The organism is Burkholderia sp. 22088, assembly GCF_052045915.1.
GTDB lineage: Bacteria > Pseudomonadota > Gammaproteobacteria > Burkholderiales > Burkholderiaceae > Burkholderia > Burkholderia cepacia.
Window position 1 is genome coordinate 126,520 of record NZ_JBQEPY010000010.1, and the last position, 12,010, is coordinate 138,529.

The 12,010-nt window shown below is 65.8% G+C and carries 11 protein-coding genes; 4 read left to right on the forward strand and 7 right to left on the reverse strand.

The genetic code is table 11. The features are described from left to right. Nucleotides 1–28 precede the first annotated feature (28 nt). Complete coding sequence (locus ACTJLD_RS20420; RefSeq protein WP_440659503.1) at nucleotides 29–1,543, reverse strand: MDR family MFS transporter; 1,515 nt, start codon at nucleotides 1,541–1,543, stop codon at nucleotides 29–31. Nucleotides 1,544–1,774: 231 nt separating this feature from the next. On the opposite strand from ACTJLD_RS20420, the gene ACTJLD_RS20425 reads away from it, so the two are divergent. Then, nucleotides 1,775–3,334 carry a methyl-accepting chemotaxis protein gene (locus ACTJLD_RS20425; RefSeq protein WP_226150220.1) on the forward strand — a complete coding sequence of 520 codons (1,560 nt, stop codon included), beginning with the start codon at nucleotides 1,775–1,777 and terminating at the stop codon, nucleotides 3,332–3,334. Nucleotides 3,335–3,388: 54 nt separating this feature from the next. On the opposite strand, the gene ACTJLD_RS20430 is transcribed toward ACTJLD_RS20425, so the two are convergent. The 3 genes from ACTJLD_RS20430 to ACTJLD_RS20440 all read right to left on the reverse strand — a co-directional run bounded on the left by ACTJLD_RS20430 (nucleotide 3,389) and on the right by ACTJLD_RS20440 (nucleotide 4,671). Next, nucleotides 3,389–3,625: a hypothetical protein gene (locus tag ACTJLD_RS20430; RefSeq protein ID WP_034196069.1), complete on the reverse strand. Its 237-nt coding sequence runs from the start codon at nucleotides 3,623–3,625 to the stop codon at nucleotides 3,389–3,391. 81 nt (nucleotides 3,626–3,706) lie between these two features. Next, the gene (locus tag ACTJLD_RS20435) at nucleotides 3,707–4,150 is read right to left on the reverse strand and encodes a hypothetical protein (protein WP_060084227.1); all 444 of its coding nucleotides are present in this window, start codon (nucleotides 4,148–4,150) and stop codon (nucleotides 3,707–3,709) included. A gap of 26 nt (nucleotides 4,151–4,176) precedes the next feature. Beyond that, nucleotides 4,177–4,671 carry a hypothetical protein gene (locus tag ACTJLD_RS20440; protein ID WP_440659504.1) on the reverse strand — a complete coding sequence of 165 codons (495 nt, stop codon included), beginning with the start codon at nucleotides 4,669–4,671 and terminating at the stop codon, nucleotides 4,177–4,179. 177 nt (nucleotides 4,672–4,848) lie between these two features. On the opposite strand from ACTJLD_RS20440, the gene ACTJLD_RS20445 reads away from it, so the two are divergent. Continuing rightward, nucleotides 4,849–5,211 carry a hypothetical protein gene (locus ACTJLD_RS20445; RefSeq protein WP_440659505.1) on the forward strand — a complete coding sequence of 121 codons (363 nt, stop codon included), beginning with the start codon at nucleotides 4,849–4,851 and terminating at the stop codon, nucleotides 5,209–5,211. Here ACTJLD_RS20445 and ACTJLD_RS20450 read toward each other — a convergent pair. Next, entirely contained in the window at nucleotides 5,198–6,865 is a 1,668-nt protein-coding gene (locus ACTJLD_RS20450; RefSeq protein ID WP_060084225.1) for an ATP-binding domain-containing protein, read from the reverse strand. The genes ACTJLD_RS20445 and ACTJLD_RS20450 overlap by 14 nt on opposite strands. Before the next feature lie 126 nt (nucleotides 6,866–6,991). After that, nucleotides 6,992–7,846 carry a helix-turn-helix domain-containing protein gene (locus tag ACTJLD_RS20455; protein ID WP_006485970.1) on the reverse strand — a complete coding sequence of 285 codons (855 nt, stop codon included), beginning with the start codon at nucleotides 7,844–7,846 and terminating at the stop codon, nucleotides 6,992–6,994. 224 nt (nucleotides 7,847–8,070) lie between these two features. Here ACTJLD_RS20455 and ACTJLD_RS20460 point away from each other — a divergent pair, with 224 nt between their 5' ends. Further along, a complete protein-coding gene (locus ACTJLD_RS20460; protein WP_027789332.1) occupies nucleotides 8,071–9,405 on the forward strand; it encodes an NAD(P)/FAD-dependent oxidoreductase in 1,335 nt (444 codons plus the stop codon). A gap of 82 nt (nucleotides 9,406–9,487) precedes the next feature. Further along, complete coding sequence (locus ACTJLD_RS20465) at nucleotides 9,488–10,582, forward strand: potassium channel family protein (RefSeq protein WP_027789331.1); 1,095 nt, start codon at nucleotides 9,488–9,490, stop codon at nucleotides 10,580–10,582. A gap of 374 nt (nucleotides 10,583–10,956) precedes the next feature. On the opposite strand, the gene ACTJLD_RS20470 is transcribed toward ACTJLD_RS20465, so the two are convergent. Continuing rightward, on the reverse strand, nucleotides 10,957–11,886 hold the full coding sequence (locus tag ACTJLD_RS20470) for a LysR family transcriptional regulator (protein WP_440659506.1): 930 nt from the start codon (nucleotides 11,884–11,886) through the stop codon (nucleotides 10,957–10,959). Nucleotides 11,887–12,010: the final 124 nt, after the last annotated feature.

Here is a 12,010-nt window from a genome sequence, read left to right on the forward strand (position 1 = left end):
GGGGGCTGCATCGCGGTTCACCGGCAAGTCAGTTGTGCTTGCGCAACGGCGCATCCTCGACGAACCACGCGAGCACGAACGCGATCGCGATGACCGTCGCCGCCGCGAGATAGACGACGTGCAGCGAGCCTGCGAACGCATGCAGGTACGCGTCGCGCACGGCATCCGGCAACTGGTGCACGGCGGCCGGGCCGAGCGCGGGCGGCAGCTCCGTGCCGGCCGGCAGCGCAGCCGTCACCCGCGACTGCAGCCCGTGCGAGAACAGCGCGCCGAACGCCGCGACGCCGAGCGAGCCGCCGATCGAGCGGAACAGCGTCGCCCCCGACGTCGCGACGCCCATGTGCCGGAATTCGACCGTGTTCTGCACGGCGAGCGTGAGCACGGGCATCACCATGCCGAGCCCGATCCCGAGCAGCGCCATGTACGCATACATCGTGTGCAGCGGCGTATCGAGCGTCAGTGTGGACAGCAGCGCCATCGCGATGCCGCCGGTCAGCGTGCCCAGGATCGGAAACATCCGGTACGAGCCGAGCCGCGAGATCAGCCGGCCGCTGACGACCGACGTCACGAGCATCCCGCCCATCATCGGCAACAGCTGCATCCCGGCCTGCGACGGTGTCGAACCCTTCACGACCTGCAGGTAAAGCGGAATGAACGTGACCGAGCCGAACAGCGCGATGCCGACGACGAAGCCGATCAGGCTGACCAGCACGAAGGTGCGATGGCGGAACAGTTCGAGCGGCATGATCGGCTCGGCCGCGAGCCGTTCTTCGTAAATGAAGCCGCCGATCGAGACGACGCCGAGCACGAGCGTCATCCACAGCTGCGGCGACGTCCACGGCAGCAGCGAGCCGCCTTCGCTCGTGAACAGGATCACGCAGGTGAGGGCCGTGGCGAGGAACGCGGCGCCCATGTAGTCGATCCGGTGCTTCACGTGCGCGGTGTGCGGCCGGAACGCGACGCCGATCACCGCGAGCGCGAGAAAGCCGAGCGGCAGGTTGATCGTGAAGATCCAGCGCCACGACAGGTGCTCGACCAGGAAGCCGCCGAGCAGCGGGCCGACGATCGTCGCGAGGCCGTACACGCCGCCGAACATCCCCTGATAGCGTGCGCGGCGGTCGGGCGGCACCAGATCGCCGATCGCGGCCATCGTCACGACCATCAGGCCGCCGCCGCCGAGCCCCTGCAGCGCGCGCAGCACGATCAGCTGCGTCATGTCCTGCGCGACGCCGCACAGCGCGGAGCCGGCGAGGAACAGCACGATCGCGGCCTGCAGCACGATCTTGCGGCCGTACAGGTCGCCGAGCTTGCCGTACAACGGCAGCACGACGGTGGACGACAGCAGGTACGCGGTAACGACCCACGACAACTGGTCGAGCCCGCCGAGCTCGCCGACGATCGTCGGCAGCGCGGTCGACACGATCGTCTGGTCGAGCGCGGACAGCAGCATGACGAGCAGCAGCGCGGTGACGATCAGCCCGGTCGGCGCGTCACGGCGGGCCGTTTCGGCGGCCGGCGGAGTGAGGAGGGTGTCGGTAGTCATCGATATATCTGCCGTGGCAGGGAATTGGCTCGAACTATAGCGATGGATAGTTGACCAGTCAATTTCTGCCCGGGCTCGATTTGTTGCAACGGTAACAGTAGATTGCCGACGCAAAAAATTGACCGGGATCAGCCGGAAAGCAGGGCCGGACTCAAGTTTTTTGCAGGCAAACCGTAATACAGCGTGCTGCGGACCGATTTCCGCGGCACTTTTCACCGCTCACGTCCCGTCATGAACCTGAACGCCCTGTTTTCCCGTTTCTCGATCCGCACGCGGATCTTCTCCACGCTCGGCCTTGTCGCCGCGCTGCTCGTCGTGTCGGGGCTGATCGGCCTCGCCGGCATGCAGAGCTCGAACCGCGCGCTCGACGAGGCTTATACGCAGCAGCTGGCGGCGAAGACCGCGCTGTCGACGGCCAGTCTCAACCTGACGATCGTGCGCACGACGCTCGACCGCGCGCTGCTGCACCCGGAAGCGCCGGACGTGCCCGATCTCGTCAAGAAGGCCGAGAGTTATCTCGTGAAGGCCGACACCGCGTGGCGCGCCTACGCGTCGATGCCGCACGACGGCGACGAAGGCCCGCTCGCGAGCCGCCTCGATGCCGCGCGCCAGGCGCTGATCGGGCAGGCGCTGAGGCCGATGATCGACGCGGTCCGCGACGGCCGCCGCGACGAGGCCGACCGGCTGCTGATGTCGGTCGCGCCGCCGCTGTCGGTTGCGCTCACGCAGGCGACCGATGCGCTCGATGCGTACCAGGGCGCACGCGGCAAGGAGGTGTACGACACCGCGCAGACCTACTACGGCTGGATGCGTGCGGGCGCGATCGCGGGTATCGCGTTCGGCCTGGCCGCGTGCCTCGGCTGCGCGATCGGCCTGCATTACGCGATCACGCAGCCGGTGAACCGCCTGCTGTCGCATTTCCGCCGCCTGTCGGAAGGCGACCTGACGTCGGAAGTGCGCTGGTCGTCGCGCGACGAGATGGCCGAACTGGTCAACGGCGTGACCGGCATGCAGCGCAGCCTCGCGGACACCGTGCGTCAGGTCAGCCAGGGTTCCGAGGCGATCTCGACGGCGACGCACCAGATCGCGGCCGGCAACACCGACCTGTCGCAGCGTACCGAGGAACAGGCGTCCGCATTGCAGGAGACGGCTGCGAGCATGGAGCAGCTCACCGCGACCGTGAAGCAGAACGCGGACAACGCGGTGGAGGCGCAGGCCTGCGCGGACACCGCGAGCGAGATCGCCACGCGCGGCGCGACCGTGGTCGGCGAGGTGATCGGCACGATGAACGAGATCGACCAGAGCTCGCAGAAGGTTGCCGACATCATCGGCACGATCGAGGGGATCGCGTTCCAGACCAACATCCTCGCGCTGAATGCGGCGGTCGAAGCCGCGCGTGCAGGCGAGCAGGGCCGCGGCTTCGCGGTGGTCGCGGGCGAGGTGCGCACGCTTGCGCAACGCTCGGCGTCGGCGGCGAAGGAAATCCGCACGCTGATCGGCGAGTCGGTCGAGCGCGTCGCGAACGGCTCGCGGCTCGTCGGCGTGGCCGGCACGACGATGCAGGACATCCAGCAGGCGATCGGCCGCGTCACGGGCATCATGACGGAGATCGCGGCCGCGTCGAACGAGCAGCGCGACGGGATCGAGCAGGTGAACCGCGCGGTGTCGCAGATGGACCAGGTCTCGCAGCAGAACGCGGCGCTCGTCGAGCAGGCTGCGGCTGCGGCGGCTTCGCTGGAGGAACAGGCGGACGGGTTGCGGCGCGCGGTGGGGGCGTTCCGGGTGGCTTGAGCGACGGCGTGGCGTGGTGGCGGGTTTGTCGGTTGACGTAACCCGTCTCGCGGATCAGTCCGTGTGCTCGCGGATGATCCGGTCAAGCAGATCGGGGATGTCGGAAGGTGCCTCTGAACCCGTGAACGTACACACTTCGATGTGCCCGTCACGAAATACGTCTACTTCGACGCGCATTGCGACTATCGTCATCGAGACCAGCACGCTGTCCGGTCGGTTGCGGCTCAACGTGTAATGGATCTTCGCGGTATCGAGGCGGTCGAGCAGGTTGAATAGCGGATGTGTGGTCATGACCCGAAGGATTGTTTGCTGAACACGTGCCTTTGCGTGATCACCCAAGTAGTTCGCTTGCCACTTCATGCCGCCGCAAGTTCAAACGCCCGGGGCCAGGCTCAACCCGATCGCCTCGCACAGCACGGCGACTTCCGCGCCGCATGAAGGCTCGAGCACGAACAACGCCTTGCGATTCGCGTCGAGATCGGCCAGATATCGATCGAGCAGCGCCTCGTCGACGCTTGCTGCTTCGAAATCTTCCCGGCTGTGCATCCACTTCAGCCACTCGCATACGTCGGCCGCCGAAAACGCGTATGCGGGGGATATCAGAAGGCGTGACACGACGTTCTGTTCCGCAAAATCGATTACGCGTTGGGAGATGACGCCGGTGAAGCGAAACGTGCCGACCCTTCCGTCGATTCGACGAAACCGAAGCCGCAATTCCTGATCAGTTGGACGATGGTCAATGGTGACGAGTTCGGCATCGTGAAAGGTCGGCATGTCGTCGAGCCCGATCACGCTTTGGTAAGTCACGTTTCCCATGAATGAAATGAAATCCCGGTTCAAGGTTACGGAAGAATGGTTAACGGTACACCCGGTCCCCGGCGCAATCTCCCGCTAAATGGGTCAATCGCCCAGTTATGCGCGTGAGGAATGCCTTGGCCATGATCGTGGTCGAAATCGATATCGACCGCGGGGCGGCCATCCTGGCCGTACAGGCGCATCTGTCCGCTGCCTGGGTTCGTGTACCAGGTACCGGGTTTTCCGGCGTTCGGCGTCTTGGCAATTTCAAGAATGTCGTTGCCGGGCGAGAGTTCCAAATACTCGAACGGCTGCGCGTTGTCGAGTAGCGTGGACGTGAGGCAATCGCCTGCCTGCCGGGTTGCTCCTTCAGACCAGTCCTCCACGACGCTTTGGAGATAGCTGACGAGTTCGTCCGCGCTCACGTCGCTCGGCGTGGCCCAACTGCGCGCCGTGATCGGCTCGCAAGATGACGGCGGCCTATTGATGGGTTTGATGCTTTCCAGATTGGAGAACGGCGTGAACGACGGTCCGGCCGCCATAGCCCTTCGGGCGACTGGCTTTCCGGTTCCGCCGCTCGCGCCCGATTGCGTAGCTGTTCGCTCGATTGCAACGGAAACTCCTCCCCCTCGTATGGCCGAGCGAAGTAGCGCAACAGCGTCGCCGGCCGCGCCATACGACGCACGAAGCCCAAGCCGTCGAATGTAGTCCGACGCTCTATGGGTTTCGTTCCCGACACCTGCGATCGGCCAGATCCGCAAGAACTCGTCTGCATCTCGTCTCTGCTGGAGCGTCAACGCGCCCGAAGAAACGGAATTGTCCAAGGTGGCGTGCCTGCCGAAACCCAAAGCGATTTTCACTGCAGCCATCGATCGACGCGTCTCAAATGCCATACGGAATGGCCTGGCATCGTAGCGGCGGACCGCAAGCGGATGAACCATCAGTTGTCGCAGGAATCGGGCACAAGGCTGGCGGATCAGGGCTTCGGGCAGAATGAAATGTGCCCGACTGTGTCAGCGGGCATCATGGCGAACAACGTCGTCAAGTCGGACGAACCGCGCTACCTGGTCACCCCGCCGTGAGCTGCGCGGCCGCACGCGACGACGCGACGATCAGCAGCTTCATCGTCGCGCGCGTCGCACCGACGAACAGCTTGCGCGCGGCACGCGCGTCGAGCGTGTCGAAGTCGACCTCGGTGAGGATCACGCAGGGTGCCGACTGGCCCTTGAAGCGGTAGATCGAATCGAGCAGCACGTCGCCTTCGCGATATTCCGGGTTGCCGAACAGGTCGTACTTGCCGGTGAAGCTCTTGAGCCGGTGCGGGCCGAGCTGGTCGAGCGGCGCGAGCACCGAGCCTTCGCGGCCGCGATACGACAGCACCGCAATGTCCTGCTTGCGAAAGCCAAGCGACAGCGCGTGCGTGATCGCCCGCTTGGTCGCGTCGACGCAGGCTTCGGCCAACGCGTCTTGCGACGCACCTTCTTCCCCGTACGCCGACACCGACGGATCCGAACCGTCGAACGGGCTGCCCGAGCGCAGCTCGGCCGCGAGCGGCTCGACCCTGCCGACGATGTCGCGCACGAATTCGAGCAGGTCGCGCGGGCTCCGGTAGTTCGTGAGCGCCTTCAGCGTGACCCAGCCCGGCAGCGCGACGGGCTCGCGCATGTACAGGTTCTGCAGCGGATCTTCCAGCCACCACCATGCGCCGTCCGGCACCAGCAGGCGCTCCAGCGCGGCCGCCCACGGAGCATGGAAATCCTGTCCTTCATCGACGACCAGCACGTCGAAGCGCCAGCGTTCGGAAATGGGCGTTTGCGCGAAGCGCGCCTCGAGCCGTTCGAATTCGCCGGGCACCTGGAAGTCCGGCGTATAACCGCCGTCGCGCGCGACCCAGTCGCACAGCTGGTGGTAATTCGCGATCTTCGCGCCGGGCGGCGCGATGCGCGTGATGTAGTCGGCGAGCGGCCGGTTGAAGCACACATAGAGCACACGCTTGCCGGCCGCGACGGCATCGCGCATTGCCTGCACCGCGAGCTGCGTCTTGCCCGAGCCGGCCGTGCCGGTGACGCGCAGCCGGAACGGCGCGAATTCGAGCTGGCGCGCCCATGCGGCGAGCCCGCCCGACAGCCGCGTGACAAGCGTGCCGGCCTGCCCGACGAGCGCGCTCGTATCGGGCGTGAGCGCGAGCTCGTCCGCGAGGAAATGGTGGAGTTTCGGCGCGTTCGGAAAGTGCTCGTCGTCCTCGGGCAGGATCCGCAGGATCACCTGCGCGAGCTGCGCCTTGCGCGACGCGTCGACGATGCGGTCGGCCGCGACGCCGGCGATCGACGCGTCGCGGATCGAGTAGTCGGGGCAGTACAGCAGCGCCTCGACGCCGTAGACACCCGCGCCGAGCGCGGCCGTCAGGCGCCGGTGCAGCGTTTCCTGCGTGCGCGCGAGCTGGATCGGGACGTTGCGTTCCTTCTGCAGATAGACCTTCACGAGCCCCTTCGGCGTTTCGCGCAGGAAGCCGGCTTTCTGCTCGATCAGCAGCACGCGGCCGGCCGGGCTCACGACGACGAACGCGGCCTCGCCGAACACCGAGAACGCCTGGTCGGCGCGCGTCCAGTGCACGCCGTGATACACGGTGTACCCGTCGGGCAGCGCGTGTTCGAGGGCCGCGAGCGTTTCGCGCTCGCGTTCGGCCGCGCCGGTCGCGGCGAGGCTTTTCCAGTCGTCGGGGATGAGGCGGGCCATGGCGTCGGGCGGCGGATGCCGGCGTGGGCGTGAACGGGTGCGGCTATTGTACTGATCCACGACCCTGTTCACGACCGCCGTGCCGCGCGGACGATGGCCGTCCGGACCGGGAACGGCCCGGGGACGTTACCCGCGTGCGAGCCGTTTCGCGAGATCGGCGCTGAGGATCGCCATGCGCGCGGGTTTTTCGTAGCAGACGACGTCGAACGCGCGGATCACTTCGCTGATGTCGGCCTCGCTCGCGCGGCCGGTGAGCAGGTCGCCCGTCAGCACGAAGATCGGCGCGCCCGGGTTGTCGGACGTGCGCACGGCCTTGATCGCGGTGGCGGCCGTGCTGTCGTCGAACAGCCATTCGGTCAGGACCGCGTCGAACGCCTGGCCCTGCAGCGCGTCGACGAACGGCGCGAGGCCGTCGAATGCGGCCGTCGCGAAACCCTGGCGTTCGAGATAGCGGCACAGCTCGGTCGCGCTGACGCGATCGGGGTCGATCACCGCGACGACGAGCTTGTCGCTCTCCGCGCGGCGCGGATAGATCTCGATCTTGTGCACGTCGTACGCGTTCTGATACAGCACGCCGGTGTGGCGCAGCACGCGCCAGCGGCCGTTCTGTTCGTACGCGACGAATTCGGGGCGCGCGCCGGCTTCGAGCGGCGCGCCGATCCATGCGGTGCACGGAATCTCGGCGACGCCTGCATAAAGTACGGCCTCCTGCGAATAGGCGCCGACCATGCCGGGGTCGAGCGTTTGCGCGCCGAACAGCTGGGCGGCGGGTTCGCCGTACGCTTCGGCGACTTTCTTGATCTGCGCGAGCGTCCAGGGGCTGCTGCCGCGCAGCTTACGATGGCCTTGCGAAAAGCTCAGGTCGAGGATGCGGCATAGCTCGGTGGTCTGCTGGCGCTTGCCGATGCCGTTGCGGGTCATCAGCTCGCGCACGCGCTCGGCAACCGCGAGGGAATCCGTGGTGATTGCTTCAGTGGTCATGCTACGGGAACGGATCGTGACGTTCAGAACGACGCCTTGCGGCAGTCTCGACGGACAGTCTTCGTGACGTCCAGGGGCGAGCCGACCGGCCACGCGCGGAAAAGATAACTTTACCGCAAAATGGTCGTTATTCAGCGTCGTGAAAGGTGCGTTTGTGTGAAAGGTGTGTCACGACGTTACCACCGCCGCCCGTATCCGGATGCATTAACCCCTGACAGGAAACAATGACGACAACCTATCCGCTGCACGATGCCCTGACCCTTGGCGATACGCCATTCCCGGCCGACGCCGACGTCGTGATCGCCGGCGCCGGCATCATGGGCTGCGCAGCCGCGTATTACCTGGGTCTGCGCGGCCTGAAGGCCGTCGTGCTCGACAAGTCGCGTATCGCCGGGCAGCAGTCGACACGGGCGTGGGGATTCGTGCGGCAGCAGGGCCGGGAAGCTGCCGAGGTGCCGCTGATGATGGCCGGCATGCGGATCTGGGAGACGTTAGAGGAAACCCTCGGTTTCGATCTCGAATGGCGGCAGGGCGGCTGTCTTTATATTGCGGACAACGAAACGGACTGGGCGTCGTTCAACGCGTGGCTCGCGGTCGCGCGCGAGCACGGACTCGACACGCGTACGCTGACGCGCGCGCAGATCGACGAGCGCGTCAGCGGCCTTTCGCCGCAGGCACGCACGCTCGGCGGGCTGTATACCGCGACCGACGGCCAGGCCGAGCCGCGCCGGGTGGCTGCCGCGTTCGCCGCGCGTGCCGTCGAGGCCGGCGCGCGCTTCTTCGAAGGCTGCGGCGTGACCGCGATCGAGACGGCCGGCGGCGCGGTGGTCGGCGTCGTGACCGAGCGCGGCACGATCCGCACGCGGCGCGTGATCTGCGCGGCGGGCGCGACCAGTTTCCGGCTGCTTGACGGCGTCGGCATCCGACTGCCGCAGCAGGCCGTCCGCGGCACCTGCATGCGCACCAATGTGGTGCCGCCGGTGTCGGCGTCGACGGTGTGGGGGCACGGCCTCGGCATCCGGCAGCGCAAGAACGGCGCGATCAATCTCGCCGACGACATGCAGGTCGACGTCGACCTGACGCTCGGCCACCTGCGCGGGTTGAGCCTGTTCTGGCCGGAGTTCTGGTCGCAGCGCGACAAATTCCGGCTGCACGTGAACGGGGCTGCCTGGCGCGATGCGCTTGCGCGCATCAACGGTGCGACCGGGCCGATCGAGCCGCGCGATCCGCAGCCGCAGCCGAATCGCGCGCATGCGCCGCGTGCACTCGCGAAACTCAAGACGATCTTTCCCGCGCTGAAGGACGCGCAGATCGTCGAGGCCTGGGCCGGCCTGATCGACGTGCTGCCCGACGGCATTCCGGTGATCGATGCGCCGGGCACGCCGTCCGGGCTCGCGATTGCGACGGGGTTCTGCGGCCACGGTTTCGCGATGGGGCCGATCGTCGGGCGGCTGCTTGCCGAATGGATCGACACCGGCGCGCCGTCGCTCGACCTGTCGGCGTTTCGCGCGCAGCGCTTCGTCGACGGGACGATGGTGCGGCCGCGCAGCATGCTGTAACGGATGAATCGATGTGATGACGTCGGCCGGTCGCGGCCGACCCATCGTAGAATCGAGCCCGCATCCTTCAGGAGATTCCCCGTTGGCATCGCCCTCCGCCCAGCGCCGCTCGTTGCGCTCACGCCTGCGTCGCGCGCGTAACCCGTGGCAGGCGCCGCGCGCACGCACGCTGTTCACGCGTCGCGCGACGTCGCCGCGCCGCACGCTGCTGTTCCGTCTCGGCGCGGTCGCGCTGCTGTGCACGCTCGCGTTCCTCGTGCTGTATCTCGATCGCGACGGGTTGCGCGATTCGACCAAGAGCACGCCGATGACCGTCGCCGATCTCGTGTACTTCACGATGGTCACGGTCGCGACGGTCGGCTACGGCGACATCGTGCCCGTCACCGCACGGGCGCGCCTCATCGATGCGTTCTTCATCGTGCCGATCCGCATCGTCATCTGGTTCATTTTCCTGGGCACGGCCTATCAGTTCGTGATCCAGCGCGTCGTCGAGGAATTCCGCATGAAACGCCTGCAAAAGCAATTGTCCGATCACATCGTCGTATGCGGTTATGGCCTGTCGGGCTCGATCGCGGTGCGCGAATTGCTCGAGAGCGGTGTCGATCCGGCGACGGTCATCGTGATCGATTCGCAGCAGCAAGCGCTCGAGGCCGCGACGTCGCTCGGCGTGACCGGGCTGCTCGGCGATCCCGCGCACGAGGATCTGCTGCAGCAGGCGCAGGTGCGTTCGGCGAAGGCGGTGATCATTTCGGTGACCGATGATCCGACCGCGATCCTGCTGACGCTGTCGGTGCGCAGCATCGCGCCCGATACGAAGATCGTCGTTCGGATCCAGGAGAACCTGTACCAGCGGCAACTGCGGCAGGCGGGCGCCGACGTGATCGTGTCGTCGACGAAGATCGGCGCGCTGCTGCTCGCGGACGCCGTGCATAGCCGCTATATCGTGCCGTTCGTGAACGACATGCTGTCGACGCGCGGACGCGCGACGCTGCTGGAGCGCGAAGCGATGCCGCAAGAGGTCGGCTGCATGACGAACGTCGTGCCGGGTGCGATCGTCGTCGGGCTCGATCGGTGCGGGAAGATTTTTTCGTTCTACGAGGACCCGCCTTGCAGGATCGAGGCAGGGGACACGCTGGTTGTGATTCAGTCGGCGCGGATTCCGGATCCGGATGTTTGATGCTTGGTTGTTCTTATAAAATAAATTAGTTCAATGACTTATGATCGTTTGTAAAGATTGCTTGTCGATTTTTTTTCGTGTGTAGGCGTCATGTAGGCGTCCCAGGAGTGACATCGATCCACGTAGATCCTCGTGGAATCGATGCCTGAGAATCCGGTTCGACGGCAGTCAGTCCGAGACAGCATGTTTCTCAACGATCTTGATAACTTGATCAATGCATTTTCATCAGGGATCCCCAGGTGGCGACTGCTGGCGGCGGCGCATCGACATGCAAAAGCGGCGCCAGCCCCGGGCTGACTTCAATTGAACAAGGCCGGGTGTGCGTTGAGTCATGCCAAAACGCACGACTCGCGGGCACGCCCGATTCACGGCCATCAAGACAGGCTTTGCCCTTCCTTGCGCAAAGACCCCGTCAGGTGACGCAATTCGTCCAGCAGCTTGACGGCGGGCGCGGGTAGCGTGCCTCGCCGGCGCCGGAATGCCGTCAGGGTGCGTTGCGCATCCAGGCCTTCGATATCCAGAGCGTCGATGACGCCCGCTTTGCTTTCGGTGTCGTACATCGGTTCGGCCATCCACGAGACAAAGCCACATCGCGCTACGAGGCTTTTGAGTACGGTGACCGAACGGGTCTCGACCGCGATGGCCGGCATTGGCAGGCCGCGGGCCCTGAAGGTTTCCTGCATGTGGGCATAAGGTCCGGTTCCCTTGGGCGTGAGCGCCCACCGTTGTGTCAATGTGTCGTCGAGTCGAAGGCCGCGCTTCGCCCGCAACGGATGATCGAGTGCCGCGACCACGAAACTCCTGTCGGTCCATGAACAATCGGAGATCGCAGCGACATCCTCGGTTTCGATTCCCGATGTGCAAAGCGCCAGGTCGATTTCATAAGCGAGCAAGCCCTCGACGAGACGATCCCACACGCCTTCGATCACCTCGACGCGCAGATTGGGCCATTTCTCCAGCACACACGCGATGGCCATCGGCAAGACGAGGCTCGCTATGCTGCCCACCGCGCCGACCTTGATCACGCCTTTCGCCAGGCCGCGCATCGCGTCCAGTTCCTCGCGCGCCTGTTCGGCTTCCCTTTGCAGCGACATCGCATGCGGCATCAATGCTTCGCCCAGCGCGGTCAGCTGCATCCCCTTGGTGTGACGCTCGAAAAGCGGCCCCCCGACGGACTCCTCGAGCCGCTTGATCGATCTGCTCAGCGCCGGCTGGGTCATGTTCAGCATGGCCGCGGCTCGTCCCAGGCTACCTGCGGAGACGATCGCGGTGAACATCATCAACTGCTGCAGATTGAAACTCATCGTGTCGAACCAGATTGAAAGGGGGGGAAGGGGGCGAGCGAGATTCCGGGTCGCCCGGCGCCAGCTAGGTGTCTTCCCTGCAAGGGCTCGCGGTGCCCGCTCATTGCGGCCACCGACGAGCCCC

What these genes read in the sequence shown, in the direction of transcription:
- ACTJLD_RS20420 (WP_440659503.1), bottom strand. Translation starts at nt 1,543, where the DNA reads ATGACTACCGACACCCTCCTCACTCCGCCGGCCGCCGAAACGGCCCGC.
- ACTJLD_RS20425 (WP_226150220.1), top strand. Translation starts at nt 1,775, where the DNA reads ATGAACCTGAACGCCCTGTTTTCCCGTTTCTCGATCCGCACGCGGATC.
- ACTJLD_RS20430 (WP_034196069.1), bottom strand. Translation starts at nt 3,625, where the DNA reads ATGACCACACATCCGCTATTCAACCTGCTCGACCGCCTCGATACCGCG.
- ACTJLD_RS20435 (WP_060084227.1), bottom strand. Translation starts at nt 4,150, where the DNA reads ATGGGAAACGTGACTTACCAAAGCGTGATCGGGCTCGACGACATGCCG.
- ACTJLD_RS20440 (WP_440659504.1), bottom strand. Translation starts at nt 4,671, where the DNA reads ATGGCGGCCGGACCGTCGTTCACGCCGTTCTCCAATCTGGAAAGCATC.
- ACTJLD_RS20445 (WP_440659505.1), top strand. Translation starts at nt 4,849, where the DNA reads ATGGGTTTCGTTCCCGACACCTGCGATCGGCCAGATCCGCAAGAACTC.
- ACTJLD_RS20450 (WP_060084225.1), bottom strand. Translation starts at nt 6,865, where the DNA reads ATGGCCCGCCTCATCCCCGACGACTGGAAAAGCCTCGCCGCGACCGGC.
- ACTJLD_RS20455 (WP_006485970.1), bottom strand. Translation starts at nt 7,846, where the DNA reads ATGACCACTGAAGCAATCACCACGGATTCCCTCGCGGTTGCCGAGCGC.
- ACTJLD_RS20460 (WP_027789332.1), top strand. Translation starts at nt 8,071, where the DNA reads ATGACGACAACCTATCCGCTGCACGATGCCCTGACCCTTGGCGATACG.
- ACTJLD_RS20470 (WP_440659506.1), bottom strand. Translation starts at nt 11,886, where the DNA reads ATGAGTTTCAATCTGCAGCAGTTGATGATGTTCACCGCGATCGTCTCC.